17 protein-coding genes are annotated in these 18745 nt (G+C 64.0%); 10 read left to right on the top strand and 7 right to left on the bottom strand.

What is annotated here, in order from left to right; genetic code table 11:
- Positions 1 to 195 precede the first annotated feature (195 nt).
- On the top strand, positions 196 to 549 hold the full coding sequence (locus DXK50_RS02845) for a YkgJ family cysteine cluster protein (protein ID WP_161866224.1): 354 nt from the start codon (positions 196 to 198) through the stop codon (positions 547 to 549).
- A gap of 168 nt (positions 550 to 717) precedes the next feature.
- On the opposite strand, the gene dadR is transcribed toward DXK50_RS02845, so the two are convergent.
- On the bottom strand, positions 718 to 1206 hold the full coding sequence (gene dadR, locus DXK50_RS02840; protein WP_017678280.1) for a transcriptional regulator DadR: 489 nt from the start codon (positions 1204 to 1206) through the stop codon (positions 718 to 720).
- A gap of 156 nt (positions 1207 to 1362) precedes the next feature.
- On the opposite strand from dadR, the gene dadA reads away from it, so the two are divergent.
- The 6 genes from dadA to DXK50_RS02810 all read left to right on the top strand — a co-directional run bounded on the left by dadA (position 1363) and on the right by DXK50_RS02810 (position 7808).
- Positions 1363 to 2661, top strand: a complete 1299-nt coding sequence (gene dadA, locus DXK50_RS02835; RefSeq protein WP_161866225.1) for a D-amino acid dehydrogenase — start codon at positions 1363 to 1365, stop codon at positions 2659 to 2661.
- Between the two features lie 39 nt (positions 2662 to 2700).
- Positions 2701 to 3048 carry a RidA family protein gene (locus DXK50_RS02830; protein ID WP_013713456.1) on the top strand — a complete coding sequence of 116 codons (348 nt, stop codon included), beginning with the start codon at positions 2701 to 2703 and terminating at the stop codon, positions 3046 to 3048.
- Between the two features lie 239 nt (positions 3049 to 3287).
- Positions 3288 to 4361, top strand: a complete 1074-nt coding sequence (alr, locus tag DXK50_RS02825) for an alanine racemase (protein ID WP_212629264.1) — start codon at positions 3288 to 3290, stop codon at positions 4359 to 4361.
- A 103-nt stretch (positions 4362 to 4464) separates the two neighbouring features.
- The gene (locus DXK50_RS02820; RefSeq protein WP_161866227.1) at positions 4465 to 5013 is read left to right on the top strand and encodes a cupin domain-containing protein; all 549 of its coding nucleotides are present in this window, start codon (positions 4465 to 4467) and stop codon (positions 5011 to 5013) included.
- 113 nt (positions 5014 to 5126) lie between these two features.
- Entirely contained in the window at positions 5127 to 5549 is a 423-nt protein-coding gene (locus DXK50_RS02815) for a c-type cytochrome (RefSeq protein WP_161866228.1), read from the top strand.
- Positions 5550 to 5672: 123 nt separating this feature from the next.
- On the top strand, positions 5673 to 7808 hold the full coding sequence (locus tag DXK50_RS02810) for an acetyl-CoA hydrolase/transferase family protein (protein ID WP_212629263.1): 2136 nt from the start codon (positions 5673 to 5675) through the stop codon (positions 7806 to 7808).
- Between the two features lie 24 nt (positions 7809 to 7832).
- On the opposite strand, the gene DXK50_RS02805 is transcribed toward DXK50_RS02810, so the two are convergent.
- The 3 genes from DXK50_RS02805 to rep all read right to left on the bottom strand — a co-directional run bounded on the left by DXK50_RS02805 (position 7833) and on the right by rep (position 11240).
- A complete protein-coding gene (locus tag DXK50_RS02805; protein ID WP_161866230.1) occupies positions 7833 to 8405 on the bottom strand; it encodes a xanthine phosphoribosyltransferase in 573 nt (190 codons plus the stop codon).
- A gap of 182 nt (positions 8406 to 8587) precedes the next feature.
- Positions 8588 to 9070, bottom strand: coding sequence for a UPF0158 family protein (locus DXK50_RS02800; protein WP_212629262.1), 483 nt, complete (start codon positions 9068 to 9070; stop codon positions 8588 to 8590).
- A gap of 160 nt (positions 9071 to 9230) precedes the next feature.
- On the bottom strand, positions 9231 to 11240 hold the full coding sequence (rep, locus tag DXK50_RS02795) for a DNA helicase Rep (RefSeq protein ID WP_212629261.1): 2010 nt from the start codon (positions 11238 to 11240) through the stop codon (positions 9231 to 9233).
- Between the two features lie 269 nt (positions 11241 to 11509).
- Here rep and DXK50_RS02790 point away from each other — a divergent pair, with 269 nt between their 5' ends.
- Positions 11510 to 13177 (top strand): putative bifunctional diguanylate cyclase/phosphodiesterase, encoded by a 1668-nt coding sequence (locus DXK50_RS02790; protein WP_161866233.1) that lies wholly within the window; start codon positions 11510 to 11512, stop codon positions 13175 to 13177.
- A 24-nt stretch (positions 13178 to 13201) separates the two neighbouring features.
- Here DXK50_RS02790 and DXK50_RS02785 read toward each other — a convergent pair whose 3' ends face one another.
- Positions 13202 to 14587, bottom strand: a complete 1386-nt coding sequence (locus DXK50_RS02785; protein ID WP_212629260.1) for a NorM family multidrug efflux MATE transporter — start codon at positions 14585 to 14587, stop codon at positions 13202 to 13204.
- Positions 14588 to 14726: 139 nt separating this feature from the next.
- Here DXK50_RS02785 and DXK50_RS02780 point away from each other — a divergent pair, with 139 nt between their 5' ends.
- Positions 14727 to 15644 (top strand): LysR substrate-binding domain-containing protein, encoded by a 918-nt coding sequence (locus tag DXK50_RS02780; RefSeq protein WP_212629259.1) that lies wholly within the window; start codon positions 14727 to 14729, stop codon positions 15642 to 15644.
- Between the two features lie 114 nt (positions 15645 to 15758).
- Here DXK50_RS02780 and DXK50_RS02775 read toward each other — a convergent pair whose 3' ends face one another.
- Together DXK50_RS02775 and DXK50_RS02770 are read right to left on the bottom strand one after the other, a co-directional pair.
- Complete coding sequence (locus DXK50_RS02775; protein ID WP_161866236.1) at positions 15759 to 17252, bottom strand: YifB family Mg chelatase-like AAA ATPase; 1494 nt, start codon at positions 17250 to 17252, stop codon at positions 15759 to 15761.
- Between the two features lie 252 nt (positions 17253 to 17504).
- The gene (locus DXK50_RS02770) at positions 17505 to 17762 is read right to left on the bottom strand and encodes an accessory factor UbiK family protein (RefSeq protein ID WP_017361208.1); all 258 of its coding nucleotides are present in this window, start codon (positions 17760 to 17762) and stop codon (positions 17505 to 17507) included.
- A gap of 407 nt (positions 17763 to 18169) precedes the next feature.
- On the opposite strand from DXK50_RS02770, the gene glnK reads away from it, so the two are divergent.
- Entirely contained in the window at positions 18170 to 18508 is a 339-nt protein-coding gene (glnK, locus tag DXK50_RS02765) for a P-II family nitrogen regulator (protein ID WP_003096476.1), read from the top strand.
- Positions 18509 to 18745 lie beyond the last annotated feature (237 nt).

Here is an 18745-nt window from a genome sequence, read left to right as displayed (position 1 = left end):
TCACGCCAAGAGACAGGCAGAAAAAAGCAGGCTGCCTCCGCTCATGGCGTTTTGGTCTGTCGCCGCTGAAGCGCCTCCCACAGGAAATGCTCGGCCCTGGTGGCAGGGGCTTTAGCCGCGACTAGAGGTGTCTGAGCGAATGACATTGCGGCGCCTGGCAGTAAACTTGCCGCCATCACCTAAGGATACCCAACGATGAGCTGCACCGACCGCAAGATCGACCACCTGCGCCGGCAGATTCCGCGCTTCGACTGCGTGCCCGGCTGCCATGATTGCTGCGGGCCGGTCACCGCCTCGTCCGAAGAGCTGGCGCGTCTGCCGGTCAAGAGCGATGCCGAGCACGATGCGGCGCTGGCCGAATACAACTGCGTGCATCTGGGGCCCAACGGCTGCGAGGTGTATGACCAGCGCCCGCTTATCTGCCGCCTGTTCGGCACCACGCCGAACCTGCCCTGTCCCCGTGGCCGCGGCCCCGAGCAGCCGATCGAGCCGGCGGTGGAGCGTCAGGTGCACCGGCTGATCGCCACCACGCGGCAGCGCCTGGTGTAAATCCCTGGGATGCTGTGGAGCAGCGCATAAAGAACGCCATTCCGTAGGAGCGAGCTCTGCTCGCGAACCTGGCCACGCAAAAGCTTCGCGAGCAGCTCGCTCCTACAGATTCACTCCGGTACGGAGAGTGCCAGCGATAATCCTTCTCGCTTGCAGCTTGCCGCTGCTTCACTCCGGCACCGGCAGGGCCAGCGATTCCTTCACCTCTTCCATGACGATGTAACTTTTCGATTCGCGCACGTGCGGCAGCTTGAGCAGGATGTCGCCGAGCAGCTTGCGGTAGCTGGCCATCTCGTTGATGCGCGCCTTCACCAGGTAGTCGAAATCGCCGGACACCAGGTGGCATTCCAGCACGTGCGGCAGCTTGAGCACGGCGCGGCGGAATTCCTCGAAGGTGTCGCCGGACTTGTAGTCCAGGCTGATTTCGACGAATACCAGCAGGTTGGCCTTGAGGTTCTGCGGGTTGAGGCGGGCGTGGTAGCCCATGATGATGCCTTCGCGCTCCAGGCGGCGTACGCGCTCGGTGCAGGGCGTGGTCGACAGCCCCACGCGCTCGCCCAGTTCGGTGAAGCTGATACGCCCATCCTCCTGCAGGATGCGGAGGATGTTGCGGTCGATCTTGTCCAGTTCACGACGGCTTTGATGCTGGGTTCTCATGGGGAATCCGCCTCTGCAAAACGGCTTTTTGCCAAGAATTCTCGCCAAATATAGCCGTGTATATGGTGAAAAGCACTGCGCGGCTCTTCCTATACTGCGCCCATCGACAACAATGGCCTGTAACGCACGCGCCCTGGGCGCGGCGGGGAGAAAAACATGCGTGTTCTGGTTCTCGGCAGCGGTGTGATTGGTACCGCCAGTGCTTACTACCTCGCCCGTCAGGGCTTCGAGGTGGTGGTGGTCGACCGCCAGGACGGCCCTGCCTTGGAAACCAGCTTCGCCAACGCCGGTCAGGTTTCCCCCGGCTATGCCTCGCCCTGGGCCGCCCCCGGCGTGCCGCTGAAGGCCATCAAGTGGCTGCTGCAGAAGCACGCGCCGCTGGCGATCAAGGCCACCGGTGACGTCGACCAGTACCTGTGGATGGCGCAGATGCTGCGCAATTGCACCGCCAGCCGCTATGCGATCAACAAGGAGCGCATGGTGCGTCTGTCCGAGTACAGCCGCGACTGCCTCGACGAGCTGCGTGCGGAGACCGGCATCAGTTACGAAGGCCGCCAGCTCGGTACCACCCAGCTGTTCCGTACCCAGGCCCAGGTCGATGCCGCCGCCAAGGACATCGCCGTGCTGGAAGCCTCCGGTGTGCCGTTCGAGCTGCTCGATCGCGACGGCATCGCCCGCGTCGAGCCGGCCCTGGCTGGCGTCAAACACAAGCTGGCCGGCGCCCTGCGCCTGCCTAACGACCAGACCGGCGACTGCCAGATGTTCACCACCAAGCTGGCGGACATGGCCAAGGCGCTCGGCGTCGAGTTCCGTTTCGGCCAGAACATCCAGCGCCTGGACGCCGTGGGCGACCGCATCAACGGCGTGTGGATCGACGGCAAGCTGGAAACCGCTGATCGCTACGTGCTCGCCCTCGGCAGCTACAGCCCGCAGCTGCTCAAGCCGCTGGGCGTGCGCGCGCCGGTCTACCCGCTCAAGGGTTACTCGCTGACCGTACCGATCACCAACGCCGACATGGCGCCGACTTCGACCATTCTCGACGAGACTTACAAGGTCGCCATCACCCGTTTCGACGGCCGTATCCGCGTCGGCGGCATGGCCGAGATCGCTGGTTTCGACCTGTCGCTCAACCCGCGCCGTCGTGAAACCCTGGAGATGATCACTGCCGACCTCTACCCGCAAGGCGGCGATCTGCAGCGCGCCGAGTTCTGGACCGGCCTGCGCCCGGCCACGCCTGATGGCACGCCGATTGTAGGTGGCACGGCCTTCCGTAACCTGTTCCTCAATACCGGTCACGGCACCCTGGGCTGGACCATGGCGTGCGGTTCCGGTCGTCTGCTCGCCGACCTGATGGCCAACAAGCGTCCGCAGATCAGCGCTGATGGCCTGGATATTTCGCGTTATTCGCGCAAGGCTCGCGAAGTGCACAGCGCACCGCAGCCGCTGCGCACCTGATAGGCTGCGCGGCCCGGAAAATCAAAGGAGATTCGCAGCATGTCGATCCAGCGCCTGCATGTGGCCAAACGCTACAGCGAAGTGGTGATCCACAACGGCACGATTTACCTAGCCGGCCAGTTGGCCGACGACTTCGACGGTGACATCCGCGAGCAGACCCGCCAGACCCTGGCCAACATCGACAAGATGCTGGCCGAGGGTGGCAGCGACAAGAGCAAGATCCTCTCGCTGACCATCTTCCTCAAGGACATGGCCGACTATGACGGCCTCAACGCCGAGTACGATGCCTGGGTCGCCGATGGCCATGCACCGGCCCGCGCCTGTGTCGAGGCGAAGATGTACAAACCCGAAGTGCTGGTGGAAATGTGCGTGGTGGCTGCCGTTTGAGGCAGTCGCCGCAGTGAACAGTTTTTGCGGCCCGCCATCCCTGGCGGCCGCCCTTGCGGGCCGTCGCAGAGCGACGTCAAAAATTGTTCCAGACAATTTTTTGTGTTGGCTTCTCGCCCGGCTCCCCGCCGGGCTTTTTTTATAGCCTGTAGCCGGGATGCAATCAGGGGCTTGGCAACGACCATCCCCGGATTGCATCCGGGCTACGAAATCAGCGAAGCAGTGAGAAATAACGAACCATGCGCCCTGCCCGTGCCCTGATCGATCTCGACGCCTTGCGTCACAACTATCAACTGGCCCGCGAACTCAGCGGCGCCCGCGCCCTGGCCGTGGTCAAGGCCGATGCCTACGGGCATGGCGCGGTGCGTTGCGCACAGGCGCTGGAGAGCGAGGCCGACGGCTTTGCCGTGGCCTGCATCGAAGAGGCGTTGGCGCTGCGCGAGGCCGGCATCAGGGCGCCGATCCTGCTGCTCGAAGGCTTTTTCGAGGCCGATGAACTGGCACTGATCGATCAGCATGAGCTGTGGTGCGTGATTCACGCGCAGTGGCAGATCGAGGCCGTCGAGCGGGCCCGGTTGAGCAAGCCGCTGACCCTGTGGCTCAAGCTCGACAGCGGTATGCATCGCGTCGGCCTGCATCCGGCCGAGTACCAGGATGCCTACCGTCGCCTGCTGGCCAGCGGCAAGGTCAGCAAGATCGTGCTGATGAGCCACTTCGCCCGTGCCGACGAGCCCGAGTGCGAGCGTACCGCCGAGCAGCTGGCGGTGTTCCAGCAGGCTCGCGAAGGCCTGAGCGCCGAGGTCAGCCTGCGCAATTCGCCGGCCGTGCTGGGCTGGCCCCAGGTGCCCAGCGACTGGGTGCGCCCCGGCATCATGCTGTACGGCGCCACGCCGTTCGAGCAGGCGCAGGAGCAGGCCGCGCGTTTGCGCCCGGTGATGACCCTGGAATCGAAGGTTATCAGCGTGCGCGAACTGCCGCCCGGCGAGCCCGTGGGTTACGGTGCGCGCTTCGTCTCCGAGCGGCCGACCCGCGTCGGTGTGGTCGCCATGGGCTATGCCGACGGCTATCCGCGTCATGCACCGACCGGCACTCCGGTGATGGTGGACGGCCAGCCGGCCCGCCTGATCGGCCGTGTGTCGATGGACATGCTTACCGTCGACCTCACCGACTTGCCACAGGCAGGCCTGGGCAGCCGCGTCGAACTGTGGGGCAAGCAGGTACTGGCCAGCGACGTGGCCATGGCCGCGGGCAGCATCCCCTATCAGATTTTCTGCAACCTGCGGCGGGTGCCGCTGCTCTATCTCGGGGGCTGATTCGGCCGGCTGTAGAAGAGCATGAACGCAAGTGTTGTAAATTCCGAACGCTATGCCATGATACGAACACTTTTCGTATCACTCCCAGAGGGGGACCCCAGCATTGGACGTCGGCGTTCGACTGCAATCGATTCGTAAGCTCAAAGGTCTTTCCCAGCGTGAGCTCGCCAAGCGCGCGGGCGTCACCAACAGCACCATTTCCATGATCGAGAAAAACAGCGTAAGCCCCTCGATCAGCTCGCTGAAAAAGGTGCTGAGCGGTATTCCCATGTCGCTGGTGGAATTCTTCTCCCTCGACATGGAGCAGGAGAACCAGGTTCAGGTGGTCTACCGGGCCTCCGAGCTGACCGATATCTGCAGTGGCGCGATCACCATGAAGCTGATCGGCAAGGCTCATCCGAGCCGCGCCATTTCCTTCCTCGACGAAACCTACCCGGCCGGCACCGACACCGGTGACGAGATGTACGCCCACGAGGGCGAAGAAGCCGGCATGCTGGTCGAAGGCAAGCTGGAGCTGACCGTGGGCAACGAGGTGTTCATCCTCGAACCGGGCGACAGCTACTACTTCGAGAGCAGCAAGCCGCACCGCTTCCGCAATCCGTTCGATGTACCGGCGCGACTGATCAGCGCCACCACGCCAGCGAACTTTTGATCAATAACCCTGCGACAATATGGGTTGTTTCGGCCAGGCCCGCTTGCCGTTATACTGTCGCCCGCTCGCGAAACCGTGGCCGCGGGCGTGACTAGCCACGAAGAGGGTGTACCGTGAATCTGATGAAGAAAATGCTGGCAGTACCGGCTGCCGTATTGGCCCTGTGGGCAGTGACTGCTCAGGCCACGACCGATGAAGCCATCGCCGAGCGCCTCAAGCCTGTAGGCGAGGTGTGCATCATGGGCGAAGAGTGCAAGGGCGTCGAAACCGTCGCTGCATCCGCTGGTGGCGGTGCGCGTACCGCTGACGACATCATCGCCAAGCATTGCAACGCCTGCCATGGCGCTGGCGTACTGGGCGCTCCGAAGATCGGTGACACCGCTGCCTGGAAAGAGCGCGCCGATCACCAGGGCGGCCTCGACGGCATCCTCGCTGCAGCCATCTCCGGCATCAACGCCATGCCGCCGAAAGGTACCTGCGCCGACTGCTCGGACGACGAGCTGCGTGAGGCGATCAAGAAGATGTCCGGTCTGTAAGACCCGCCGCTTCCCTGAAAAAACCGCCCTCCGGGCGGTTTTTTCGTTTCTGGCGATGGCATGCAACCATGCCGGTATCCAGGCAGTCCAAGCAGCATTCATGGATGTCGCGAGGAGCACCAGATGCCGCACAGCTGTACCCTCGAGCAAGCCGTCGACCACGTGTTGAGCAAGATCGACGGGCCAATTCATCTAGGCCTGCCGCTCGGTCTGGGTAAACCCAACCGCTGGGTCAATGCGCTGTATGAGCGCGTGCGGGATCTGCCCGAACGGCAGCTGACCATCTACACCGCGTTGTGCCTCGCGCGGCCACGTGCCGACCAGGACCTGCAGCGGCGTTTTCTCGAGCCCTTCGTCGACCGGGTCTACGGCGATTATCCCGAGCTGCAGTTTCTGGCCGATCTGCACACCGGCAATCTGCCGGCCAACGTGCGCGTCGAACAGTTCTTCTTCCAGCCGGGCAGCCTGCTCGAATGCGAGCCGGCGCAGCAGGATTACATCAGCAGCAATTACAGCCATGTCGCCCGCGACCTCAATGCCAAGGGCCTGAACCTGGTGGCGCAGCTGGTCGCCGCCGATCCCGCGCAGCCCGAGCACTTCAGCCTGAGCTGCAACCCGGATGTCACCCTCGACCTGCTGCCCTTGCTACAACGCCGTCGCGCGGCAGGCGAAACCGTGCTCAGTGTCGCGCAGATTCACCGTGACCTGCCCTACATGGCCGGCGATGCCCAGGTGCCGCGCGATACCTTCGATATCCACATCGTCGAGGAGGAGCGGACCACGCTGTTCTCCACGCCGAACATGCCGGTGACGTTGCAGGATCACTGCATCGGTCTGCTGGCCAGCACGCTGGTGCGCGATGGCGGCACCCTGCAGATCGGCATCGGCGCGATGGGTGATGCCCTGGCCGCAGCCCTGATGGCCAGGCAGCAGGACAACGACCGTTATCGTGCCGTGCTGCAGGCGCTGTGCGATGGCGACACCTGGGCCGAAGAAATCGGCGCCAACGGTGGTCTGGCAGCGCTCGAGCAGGGCCTGTATGGCTGCAGCGAAATGTTCGTCAATGGCCTGCTGGCGCTGGCCGAGGCTGGCCTGCTGCGTCGTGCGGTCTATCCGGAGCTGCGTCTGCAGCACCTGGCGCACGGCGGTGCGCTGGACGATCAGGGCCGCCCGCACAGCGTGCAGGCGCTGCTCGATGCCGGGCTGGCGTCAGCGCTGCAGCCTTCGGACCTGAACTGGCTGCGCGACAGCGGTCTGCTGCATGGCGATGTGCAGCTGGAAGAAGGTTGCTTGCATCTGCCGGATGGCAGCCGTGCGGCAGCGGATCTGAGTGACCCGGATACCCAGGCTCGCCTGCAGCCCTGGCTCGGCCGTGCGCAAGGTGGCGTCGTATTGCATGGCGGCTTCTTCCTCGGGCCGGAGGGTTTCTACCGCCGCCTGCGTGAGCTGGATGAGGCCCAGCGGCAGCGCTTTGCCATGACCGGTATCCGTTACATCAACGAACTGTACGGCGAGGAGGGGCTCAAGCGTCTGCAGCGCCGCGATGCGCGCTTCATCAACACGGTGTTCACCATGACCCTGCTGGGGGCGGGCGTGGCCGATCAGCTGGAAGACGGACGCGTGCTCAGCGGCGTCGGCGGGCAGTACAACTTCGTTGCCCAGGCCCATGCGCTGGAGGACGCGCGCTCGATTCTGCTGCTGCGCAGCTGGCGCGAGTCGGGTGGTGAGGTCAGCTCCAACATCGTCTGGGAATATGGCCACGCCACCATTCCCCGGCATCTGCGCGATATCGTGGTGACCGAGTACGGTATCGCCGATCTGCGCGGCAAGACCGATGCTCAGGTGATCGAGGCGCTGCTCAACATCAGCGACTCGCGCTTTCAGAACCAGCTGATCGAGCAGGCGCAGCAGGCGGGCAAGCTGCCGGCGGATTTTCGCCTCGATCAGCGCTTCGCCAACAATCTGCCCGAGCGTCTGCAACTGGTGCGCGAGCAGCATGCCGGGCTGTTCGCCGAGTACCCGCTGGGCAGCGACTTCAGCGCGGTGGAGCAGGACCTGGTGCGGGCGCTGAGCTGGCTCAAGAGCAAGCTGCGCCTGACCGAGGTGCTGGAGCTGGGCAAGGCCACGCTCGATGCGCCGGAGCCGGGCGCCTATCCCGAACACCTGCGGCGCATGAGCTTGGAGGCGCCGGATGGTATGCGCGAGGCGCTCTACCAGCGCCTGCTGCTGGCAGGCTTGCAGGCCACTGCCGCGCCCTAAGGCGCGCGAGGCCGTGCACGGTCCTTAGTCGAGGAAGCGCACCTGGCCGTTCTCCAGGGCGGCGACACGGGCCAGCGATTCGACGCGGTAGCCTTCGCTCTGCAGCAGGTTGCGGCCGTCCTGGAAGGACTTCTCGATGACGATGCCGATACCGGCAACCTGAGCGCCGGCCTGCTGGATCAGGTCGATCAGCGCCTTGGCGGCGTGGCCGTTGGCGAGGAAGTCGTCGATCACCAGTACCTTGTCGGCAGCAGTCAGGTGACGGGCGGAAATGGCGATGGTGCTTTCGGTCTGCTTGGTGAAGGAGAACACCTTGGAAATCAGCAGATCGTCCTTGAGCGTCAGCGACTGGAACTTGCGCGCGAAGATCACCGGGATGCCCAGCTCCAGGCCGGCCATCACTGCCGGGGCGATGCCCGAGGCCTCGATGGTGACGATCTTGGTGATGCCCTGGCCGGCGAAACGCTGGGCGAACTCGTGGCCGATCTCCTGCATCAGGCGCGGATCGATCTGGTGGTTGAGAAAGGCGTCCACCTTCAGTACGTGCTCGGACAGCACGATGCCTTCGCTGCGAATCTTCTGTTTCAACGACTCCACGGTCGATCCTCTGGTTGAGCAGAAAAGCTGCGGATTTTCGCTCAAAACACCCCGGATTGTGTAGTGAAACCGAAGCCTGGCCGACAGTCGTAGGCGGTTGACCGCTTAGACAGGTTGCTGGCGCCGGGCAGGAGTAGCCCGGATGCAATCCGGGAGCGGTCACGATGACCCTGGGCGCTCGCTCAGGCGCTTTTGGTCAGCCGCCGCAGAATGTCCCTGGGGATGCCGCGGGTATCGAGCGGCAGTTTGTCCGGCGCCGGCTCAATGCCCAGTTCGTAGAGCCAATTGAGGGCGTATTCGCGCAGTTGCTTGAGCTCGTAGGTTTGCCACTGTTGGCGAATCGGCGCAAAGGCTTCGATCTCGTAATCGAAGGCGCGCAGCGGTTTGCGACTGGTCAGCGCCGCACTGAGCAGTGGGTGGGCGTGCAGATCTTCGAGGGTAAACAGAAAGGACTCGCGCATGGCAATGCGCTGCGGTATGTCGAGGTTCGGCACCTGGCTGTAGCGGTCGGGATCGAGTTCGATCTGCTGGCGCTGTTCGCTGTACTGATCCTCCGGTGACAGGGTCAGGACGCTGCCGCTTTCCAGGTCCAGCCAGTGTTCCTGCTGTTCGCGGCCATTGATCAGCTGTATCAGGGCATCGAGGTCGAGGGTGAAGGTGCGCATGGTTCAGCCCCTGTTTCTGAGCGATGTTTTCTTTCTGACTGGAAAATTTGGCGAGGGTGCCGGTGGCATCGAAGTGGTGGGCTGAAGCCCACCCTACTCCAGACGCGGGGTGGACTGCGCGGCGATTCGCTTCAGTCCACCAGACAACAAGCCCTGTACTTCAGCGCTTGAGCATGGCGCGCATATTGGCCAGGGCGTCGTTGCCGCGCGCGGTCTTGACCTCCGTCGGCGCCTCTTCCAGGCCTTCCCAGACCAGATCTTCCTGCGGCAGCTCATCAAGGAAGCGGCTCGGCGAGCAGTCGATGATCTCACCGTACTGCTTGCGCTTGGCGGCGAAGGTCAGCGCCAGGTTGCGCTTGGCGCGGGTGATGCCGACGTAGGCCAGGCGCCGCTCTTCCTCGATGGTGTCGGCCTCGATGCTGGAGCGGTGCGGGAGAATCTCCTCCTCGAAGCCGATGATGTACACCGAGGGGAATTCCAGACCCTTGGATGCGTGCATGGTCATCATCTGCACGCCTTCGGCGCCTTCTTCCTCTTCCTGCTGGCGTTCGAGCATATCGCGCAGCACCAGCTTGCCGATGGCGTCCTCGATGGTCATGTCGCCGTCTTCGTCGCGCTCCAGGGTGTTCTTCAGCGCATCGACCAGGAACCAGACGTTGCCCATGCGTGCCTCGGCGACCTTATCGCTGGAGGCGTTCTGCCGCAGCCAGTTCTCGTAGTCGATATCCATGACCATGCTGCGGATGGCGGCGATCGGGTCGTTCTGCGCGCACTCCTGGCGCACGCGGTCCATCCAGCGGGTGAAGCGTTGCAGGCGCTCGGTGAAGCGCGCGTCGAGGTGTTCGCCGAGGCCGATCTCGCCGGCCGCCGCGTACATGCTGATCTTGCGCTCGCTGGCGTAGTTGCCGAGCTTTTCCAGGGTGGTCGAGCCGATCTCGCGGCGCGGCACGTTGATCACCCGCAGAAAAGCGTTGTCGTCGTCCGGGTTGACCAGCAGGCGGAAGTAGCTCATCAGGTCCTTCACCTCCTGGCGGGCGAAGAAGCTGGTGCCGCCGGACAGGCGATAGGGAATCTGGTGGTGCTGCAATTTCAGCTCCATCAACTTGGCCTGGTAGTTGCCCCGGTAGAGGATGGCGAAGTCGCTGTAGGGGCGCTGGGTGCGCAGATGCTCGGTGAGGATCTCCAGCGCCACCCGCTCGCACTCGGCCTCCTCGTTGCGCGTACGAATCACGCGGATCTCATCGCCATGGCCCATCTCCGACCACAGCTGCTTCTCGAACACGTGCGGGTTGTTGGCGATCAGCACGTTGGCGCACTTGAGGATGCGGCTGGTGGAGCGGTAGTTCTGCTCCAGCATCACCACCTTGAGCGAGGGGTAGTCCTCTTTCAGCAGCATCAGGTTTTCCGGGCGCGCGCCGCGCCAGGCGTAGATCGACTGGTCATCGTCGCCGACCACGGTGAACTGGTTGCGCATGCCCACCAGCATCTTCACCAGCAGGTACTGGCTGGCGTTGGTGTCCTGGTACTCGTCCACCAGCAGGTAGCGGATGCGGTTCTGCCACTTTTCGAGGATGTCGGCGTGCTCCTGGAAGAGTTTTACCGGCAGCAGGATCAGGTCGTTGAAGTCCACCGCGTTGTACGCCTTGAGCGTGCGCTGGTAGTGCAGGTAGACGATGGCGGCGGTCTGCTCCTTGGGATTGCGTGCACCTGCCAGGGCTTCGTCCGGCAGGATCAGGTCGTTCTTCCAGCTGTCGATGTAGTTCTTGATCTCGTCGGCACCGTCATCGCCGGAATACTCCTTCTGCATGATGTCGGTGAGCAGCGCCTTGATGTCGCCGTCATCGAAGATCGAGAAGCCGGGCTTGTAGCCCAGGCGCGCGTATTCCTTGCGGATGATGTTCATGCCCAGGTTGTGGAAGGTGGACACGGTCAGGCCGCGTGCTTCGCTGCCCTTTAGCAGGGTGCCGACGCGCTCCTTCATCTCGCGCGCGGCCTTGTTGGTGAAGGTCATGGCGACGATGTGCTGGGCGCGGATGCCGCAGTTCTGCACCAGGTGGGCGATCTTGCGGGTGATCACGCTGGTCTTGCCGGAGCCTGCGCCGGCGAGCACCAGAAGTGGGCCGCCGACATAGTTCACGGCCTCTTGTTGCCGGGGGTTCAGTCGGGACATGGGATCGATCACAGAAAAAGGGCCGCGCATTTTAACAGGCCTGGCGGCTTCTGCCGCGACCGTCCGGAACTGTGGCCTGGCGCACGGAATTGAAGCGTAGCGCGCTGGGTTATCCGAACGGATGCAGTACTCTGGTTCCACTTGCCGGTTTTTTGGCTATACCTCAGGATGTGCGTTCACTTTCACCCGGATGTGATTGATTAGACGTCGGTTAAGACGCGGCAGGCGACACGATTCGCCATCATTCTTGATCATTGGGGGGAGGTCGCTTGTCCACGCTCGTCGAACCCATGCGCCTGGTTCTGCTGGCGGATTCGCCTGGCTGGGCCGAATTGTTGCGCGAGCATCTGGGCGCTCTTGGCAGCCCCTTTCCGCTGATCACCGCACCGTCCTGGGATGCTGCCAGCAACCTGTTCGATGATCACGCCAGTGGCCTGCTGCTGGCCACACCGCAGCGAATGCCCGATGCCGGTCAATGCCCGCTGCCGATGGTGCTGCTGCTCGAAGACGAGCCCAGCGAGGAGCCAGTCGGTGTCAGCGACTGGCTGGTGCGTAGCAGCCTCAACCTCGATGTATTGCGCCGCTGCCTGCGCTACGCGCGTGAGCAGGGCAACCTCAAGCACACGCTGCAACGCCTCGCCGAGCAGGACCCGCTGACCGGTATCGCCAACCGCCAGGGTTTCCAGACCCTGCTTGCTGCGCGCCTGGCCGAATGCGGCGGCCGCGGCCTGGTGCTCGGCCACCTCGACCTGGACAACTTCCGTCACGCCAACGATGCCCTGGGCTACCAGGGCGGTGATCGCCTGATCCTGCAGGTGGTGGCGCGCCTCAAGGGAGTGCTGCAGCCCTGCGACCAGCTCGCTCGGCTGGGCAGCGACGAGTTCGCGCTGTTGCTGGACGTACGCCGCGACCCGCAGCGCGTCGAGCGCCTGGCCGAATGTGTCACCGAAGTGCTGGGTGAGCCCTACTGGGTCGACGGCGAAAGTCTGCTGATCGGCTGCAGCCTGGGGCTGGCTCACGCCCGAGCCGGGGAGGGCGCCGACCCGTTGCTATGGCACGCCCATATCGCCATGCAGCAAGCCAAGAGTCAGCAGGGCTGCGTGTTCCACGTCTACGACGAGCGCCTCAACCGCAGTGCACGCAGCCAGGCCGATCTGGAGAGCGAGCTGCGCCGCGCGTTGCGTCGGGACGAGCTGGAGCTGCACTACCAGCCGCGCCTGTGCCTGAAAAGCGGGCGCATCGTCGGCCTGGAGGCACTGGTGCGTTGGCAGCACGCTGAGCGAGGGCTGCTCTCGCCCAACGAGTTCGTGCCGCTGGCCGAGGAAACCGGGCTGATCGTGCCGCTCGGTTACTGGGTCATTTCCCGGGCCCTGCGTGACATGCAGTGGTTGCGCGGGCGTGGCCTGCCGGCGCTGCACATGGCGATCAACCTGTCGTTCCGTCAGTTTCAGGACAGCCAGTTGCTGCCGACGCTCAGCCGCCTGATCGAAGAGCGCGGTGTCGATGCCCAGTGGCTGGAGTTCGAGCTGACCGAAACCGCGGTGATGCGCCGCAGCGATCAGGTGCAGCAGACCATGCTCGCGCTGGGACGGCTAGGCGTGCGCTTTTCACTGGACGACTTCGGTACCGGTTTCTCCTCCTTCGTCCATCTCAACAGCCTGCCGATCACCCTGCTGAAAATCGACAAGAGTTTCGTCGGCGGCATGGGCGAGCGCGCCGAGAACCGTCAACTGGTGCGGGCGATGATCAACCTGGCGCACAACCTCAATCTCGAAGTGGTGGCCGAAGGGGTGGAGAACATCGAACAGCTCGACATGCTGCGCCAGTACGGCTGCGATCAGGTGCAGGGCTACCTGATCAGCAAGGCCCTGCCGCTGGCCGAGCTGGCACGTTTCCTGGTGTTCGGCATGCGCCAGCCGCTGCTCGGCGGATCGTAACCCGTAGCCCGGATTGCATCCGGGCTACGACAGACAGACCTCGCCCTCTATCCTGTTCGACCGCTGCAGGCGCGCAGTCTTCCACTGGAAACCCAGTACCAGGCCGGTAGCCGTCGCCGCCAGGCCCGCGGCCAATCCCCACCAGACGCCATGGGCGCCCCAGCCCAGCGGGAAGGCCAGCAGCCAGGCCAGCGGCGCGCCGATGAACCAGTAGCCGGTCAGGCCGATCACCAGAGTGGTGCGACCGTCATTGAGCCCGCGAATCGCACCCATGGCGATGCTCTGCAGACCGTCGAACAGCTCGAACCAGGCGGCGATCGCCAGCAGGCTCACCGCCAGGGTGACGATCTCGGCAAAGGCCGGATCGTGACGGTCGAGAAACAGACCGATGATCCATTCCGGCAGCAACCAGAACAGCAGGGCGAACATCAGCATCAGCATAGCCCCCAGGCCCATGCCCAGGTGCCCGGCCAGGCGCGACAGGTGCAGGCGCTCGGCGCCATAGTGCAGACCGACTCGGAAGGTCACCGCATAGGACAGGCCCTGCGGCACGATGAACGCGAGAGCTACCGTCTGCATGGCGATCTGATGGGCTGCCAGCTGCACACTGCCCAGCGCGCCCATGCACAGGGTGGCGAAGGTGAACAGCCCCTGCTCGGCTGCATAGGTGCCGCCAATCGGCAGGCCCAGGCGCAGCAGGTCGCGCATTTCGGCCCGCTGCGGGCGACCCAGGCCGCCCCGCAGCCGGTAACGCTGGTAGGTCGGCGAGATCAGGATATACAACGCCAGAGCCAGTGCCATGGCGCTGCTGACCAGTGCGGTGGTCATGCCGATACCGCTCAGGCCGAGGCTGGGCAGGCCGAACCAGCCCTTGATCAGTGCATAGTTGATGACGAAGTTGGCGACCGTGCCGATGATGCTGATGGTCATCACCGGGCCGGGATGGCCGATGGCGCTGGTGAAGCCGCGCAAGGCCATGAAACACAGGTAGCCGGGCAGGGCCAGCGACAGCGGGCGCAGAAATGCCATGGCCTGGCTGGCCGCTGCCGGGTCCTGGCCCAGGTGCGGCAGTAGCGGGCCCAGGCCGTTGAGGCACAGCGCGCTGACAACGCCCAGCAGCATCGCCAGCCACAGGCCATTGCGCAGCAGGCGGGTGACGCCGCTCGGGTCACCAGCACCATGGCGAATGGCGACCAGGCTGCCTACCGCAGCGATCACTCCGGTGCAGAAGATCGAGAAGATGAAGTAGCAGGTGGCGCCCAGCGCGCCGCCGGCCAATTGCTGCGGGCCGAGCATGGCCATCATCAGCGTGTCGGTGAAAATCATCAGCGCGTGGGCCAACTGCGCAGAGATCAGCGGGCCGGCCAGGCGCAGCAGCGCACCCAACTCGTGACCAAGGGAATTCTTCATGATGAGTAAAACTTCGGTAGGGTAAGCCTCCCCAGACTGTCGGGGGATGAGCAGTGGCGGATATTCTCTGGTTTATAGCGGCCGCCCACAAAAGGAAAATAGCCATGCCAGGCATGACTGAAACTCATGAGTCAATACGATGACCCGCCGACTTCCACCGCTCTACGCATTGCGTGCCTTCGAGGCTGCTGCCCGCCATGCTTCGTTCACCCGTGCTGCCGAGGAGCTGGCTATTACCCAAAGTGCGGTGAGCCGGCATATCCGCACGCTGGAGGATTACTTCGCCTGCCGCCTGTTCGAGCGCCGTGGCCGCAGCCTGCAACTGACCGATCCGGGCCGAGCCTTGCTGCCGGGGCTGAGCGATGGCTTCGATGCGCTGGAGCGGGCCAGTGCGGCGCTGCGCGCCGACGATCAGGTGCTGCGCCTGAAGGCACCTTCGACCTTGACCATGCGCTGGCTGCTGGCCCGTCTGTCGCACTTTCGCCTGGCCAACCCGGACAGCGAAGTGCAACTCACCAGCGCGTGGATGGATGTGGACAAGGTCGACTTCCGCCACGAGCCCTTCGACTGCGCGGTGCTGCTGTCCGACGGCCAGTTTCCGGATGAGTGGGAAAGCGTGCTGCTGTTCGAGGAGTGGCTGACGCCAGTATGCGCGGCCGCCGATAGCGAAGCCGGGCCTTGGTCGTTGGCGCGTCTGCAGGCCGCCGAACAGCTGCACCCGACGCCGGATCGGCGCGACTGGCGGCGCTGGTTGCAGGCCACGGGTCTGGGGGAGCAGGTGCCACTGAAGACCGGCCAGCTGTTCGACATGCTCGAACTGGGCATCGTCGCGGCAGCGCGGGGTTATGGCGTGTCCATCGGTGACCTGCTGATGGTCACCGAGGACGTCAACGCAGGCCGGCTCGGTCTACCCTGGCCTACGGCGGTCTTCAGTGGCGAAAGCTATTATCTGGTATGGCCGCGTGGCCATCGCGCCCAGGCGCGTCTGCAGCGGCTGCGCCAATATCTGTTGGCAGAAGTGGCGGCGATGCAGCTACCGCAGGTGGAAAGGTTGTAGGCTGCGGTCTAGAACGATGCGTTCCTGGCGGGCACCGCCTAAGTGGCGCCGCGGCATCCCTTGGTATCGGGCTAGGTTGCAAACCTAAGGAGCGCGATGCGCGCGGAAGAACTTTCACCCCATCGCTGGCCGATACTGCAATGCCTCGGCCAGATGCGCTCTGGCGATCTGCTGCTCGTCTTGCAGGTCGGCTAAGGTCCGTGCCACCTTGAGCACACGATGGGCGGCGCGCAGAGACAGGCCGAGGCGTTCGCAGGCGTTTTCCAGCCATTGGCGATCAGCGCTGCTCAAGGCGCAATGCCGGCGCAAGCCAGGCAGGTCGAGAAAGGCGTTGGCCACGCCCTGGCGGTGCAGTTGCCGCTGGCGGGCAGCCGCTACCTTGGCCGCCGCCTGAGCGGTGCTTTCACCTTCTTGTAGCGGCACGTCCAGAGCGGTGCTTTCGCGGGCGACCGTCAGGTGCAGGTCGATGCGATCGAGCAGCGGTCCGGACAGCTTGGCGCGGTAGCGCTGGATTTGCTCCGGGGTGCAGCGGCAGCGGTTGCTCGGGTCGCCGAGATAACCGCATGGGCAGGGATTCATCGCCGCGACCAGCTGGAAGCGTGCCGGAAAGCGCACCTTGTCGCGCGCCCGGGCAATGACGATATGGCCACTCTCCAGCGGTTCGCGCAGCACCTCCAGCACCTTTCTGTCGAACTCCGGCAGTTCGTCCAGGAACAGCACGCCCTGATGCGCCAGCGTGATTTCGCCAGGCTGCGGGCGGCTGCCGCCGCCAACCAGCGCCGGCCCGGAGGCGCTATGGTGCGGAGTCCGAAAGGGCCTCTGCGGCCAGTGCTGCAGCGGCGTATGGCTGGCCACCGAATGGATCGCGGCCACCTGCAGCGCCTCGCTCTCGTCCAGCGGTGGCAGCAGGCCGGGCAGGCGGCTGGCCAGCAGCGTCTTGCCGGTACCGGGCGGACCACTGAGCAGCAAATTGTGCGAGCCGGCGGCAGCCACCAGCAGCGCACGTTTGGCCGCCAGCTGGCCCTGGACTTCGGCCAGATCCGGATAGGGCAGGCTCTGTCTGAGCAATCCCTGTGCGGCATAGGGCTCGAGTGGTGCGCTGCCGTTGAGGTGTGCGGCGATCTGCAGTAGATGCTCCACGGCGATGACCTTCAGTCCGGAAGCGAGGCTGGCTTCCTCGGCATTGGCCTGAGGCACCAACAGGGTGCGCCCGGCTTGGCGCGCTGCCAAGGCGGCCGGCAATACGCCCTGTACCGGACGCACTGCGCCCGATAGCGCCAGCTCGCCCAGGCATTCGTATTCGTCGAGCGACTCAGCCGGTACCTGGCCGCTGGCAGCGAGAATGCCCAGAGCGATGGCGAGATCGAAGCGGCCGCCGTCCTTCGGCAGGTCTGCCGGCGCCAGATTCAGGGTGATGCGCTTGCTCGGAAACTCGAACGCGGCATTGAGGATGGCGCTGCGCACGCGGTCCTTGCTTTCCTTGACCGCGGTCTCCGGCAGGCCTACCAGCGCAAGAGAGGGCAGGCCGTTGGCCAGGTGCGCTTCGACGGTGACGGCCGGTGCTTCGACGCCGACCTGGGCGCGGCTGTGGACGATGGCCAGGGACATGATCGCTCCTTGATCAGGTGGGGTGCAGTGCCTATCAGGCTGTTGAAAAACTACCTGCGTTGGCAATACTGCGTTAAAAACGGCCTCAAAATGCTCATTTACAGCACGTAAACTGCGCTTTTTCGGCCGTTTTTGCGGGGCCGCCATCGGTATTGTCTTGCCGGCCTCGCCTACGTTTTTCAACGGCCTGCTGTAGGAGCGGCTTCAGCCGCGAAGCCTGTTCGCGGCTGAAGCCGCTCCTACAACATAGCCTTAGTCTGCGGCAGTGAGCTTGGCTTCCAGCTCGGCGACCTTGGCTTCCAGCGCTTCGAGGCGGGCGCGGGTACGGGCCAGTACCACCATCTGGCTGTCGAACTCTTCTCGGCTGACCAGCTCCAGCTTGCTGAAACCACTTTGCAGCAGGGCTTTGAACTGGGCTTCCAGTTCTGCGCGCGGCAACGGGCTATCGCCGCTGAACAGGCGCGAGGCGTGGCTACTGAGGGTGTCGAGCAGGGCTTTCGGCGGCAGCATGGTGAGGTTCCCTAAACAGATGGTCGGCAGTGTAGCACGCGACTGCAGTCGGGACGTTCGGGGGGTTGGCTGCACGATTTATGAGCACCCGGCAATGCGCCGTTGCACCAATATTGTGCGGAGGATTCACCCTGAATGGCAGGCGCTGACCCTGTGCACCGGTAAAAGCCTGAAAGATGGCGCATTTAAAGGAGCTGGCAAGCTTTCTGCTTAGACCCCTGCGACGCATGCACCGATGCAGTACCGGTGTGGCAGGCGAAGCGGAGTGTTTCGCCGGGAGCGGTTGGTGGGTATCGGCCAGGCCAGGCTGGAACGGTCGGTGCATTACAAAAGCCAGACACTGCGCTTAGACTTGAGCCGGGTTCGTAATTCCTGGGGCAAGTCCACCTTACACGGGAGAAAGTTTCATGAAGCTAGTCACTGCCATCATCAAGCCGTTCAAGCTGGACGACGTGCGCGAGTCGCTGTCGGAGATCGGCGTGCAGGGCATTACCGTCACCGAGGTCAAGGGCTTCGGCCGCCAGAAAGGCCATACCGAGCTGTATCGCGGTGCTGAGTACGTGGTCGACTTCCTGCCCAAGGTGAAGATCGACGTGGCCATTGCTGACGATCAGCTGGACCGCGTGATCGAGGCCATCACCAAGGCTGCCAACACCGGCAAGATCGGCGACGGCAAGATTTTCGTAGTCAACCTGGAACAGGCGATTCGTATCCGTACCGGCGAAACCGATACCGACGCGATCTAACCAGCCTCCGAACCCCACGCCCCAGGAGTAAACCCATGACTCTGCGAACTTTCGCAGGGCTAGGAGCCCTTTTGTCCTCGAATTCTGGCCAGGTGCTGTTTTCGAGGGCGAATGCCGGAGCTGGCGAGACCTTCGCCGCTCTGCTGTGCCAGACCCTCTTCAGGTCCTGCGCTCGGCCTAGTGATGGGAATGCCTGGTCGCCTCACGGCGCAGGGGTTCCGCTGATCCAGAACGAGC

It is taken from the genome of Pseudomonas sp. KB-10 (genome assembly GCF_018221585.1).
GTDB lineage: Bacteria > Pseudomonadota > Gammaproteobacteria > Pseudomonadales > Pseudomonadaceae > Aquipseudomonas > Aquipseudomonas yangonensis.
The sequence above is the reverse complement of the archived record's forward strand: the minus strand, read 5'-3'. Positions and strand labels throughout refer to the sequence as shown.

Excerpts from the sequence above, each read along its gene's own strand:
- DXK50_RS02845 (WP_161866224.1), top strand. The coding sequence starts at position 196 with ATGAGCTGCACCGACCGCAAGATCGACCACCTGCGCCGGCAGATTCCG.
- DXK50_RS02770 (WP_017361208.1), bottom strand. The coding sequence starts at position 17,762 with ATGCTGCCGCCGAAAGCCCTGCTCGACACCCTCAGTAGCCACGCCTCG.
- dadA (WP_161866225.1), top strand. The coding sequence starts at position 1,363 with ATGCGTGTTCTGGTTCTCGGCAGCGGTGTGATTGGTACCGCCAGTGCT.
- DXK50_RS02800 (WP_212629262.1), bottom strand. The coding sequence starts at position 9,070 with ATGCGCACCTTCACCCTCGACCTCGATGCCCTGATACAGCTGATCAAT.
- glnK (WP_003096476.1), top strand. The coding sequence starts at position 18,170 with ATGAAGCTAGTCACTGCCATCATCAAGCCGTTCAAGCTGGACGACGTG.
- DXK50_RS02810 (WP_212629263.1), top strand. The coding sequence starts at position 5,673 with ATGCCGCACAGCTGTACCCTCGAGCAAGCCGTCGACCACGTGTTGAGC.
- DXK50_RS02775 (WP_161866236.1), bottom strand. The coding sequence starts at position 17,252 with ATGTCCCTGGCCATCGTCCACAGCCGCGCCCAGGTCGGCGTCGAAGCA.
- rep (WP_212629261.1), bottom strand. The coding sequence starts at position 11,240 with ATGTCCCGACTGAACCCCCGGCAACAAGAGGCCGTGAACTATGTCGGC.
- DXK50_RS02830 (WP_013713456.1), top strand. The coding sequence starts at position 2,701 with ATGTCGATCCAGCGCCTGCATGTGGCCAAACGCTACAGCGAAGTGGTG.
- alr (WP_212629264.1), top strand. The coding sequence starts at position 3,288 with ATGCGCCCTGCCCGTGCCCTGATCGATCTCGACGCCTTGCGTCACAAC.
- dadR (WP_017678280.1), bottom strand. The coding sequence starts at position 1,206 with ATGAGAACCCAGCATCAAAGCCGTCGTGAACTGGACAAGATCGACCGC.
- DXK50_RS02785 (WP_212629260.1), bottom strand. The coding sequence starts at position 14,587 with ATGAAGAATTCCCTTGGTCACGAGTTGGGTGCGCTGCTGCGCCTGGCC.
- DXK50_RS02780 (WP_212629259.1), top strand. The coding sequence starts at position 14,727 with ATGACCCGCCGACTTCCACCGCTCTACGCATTGCGTGCCTTCGAGGCT.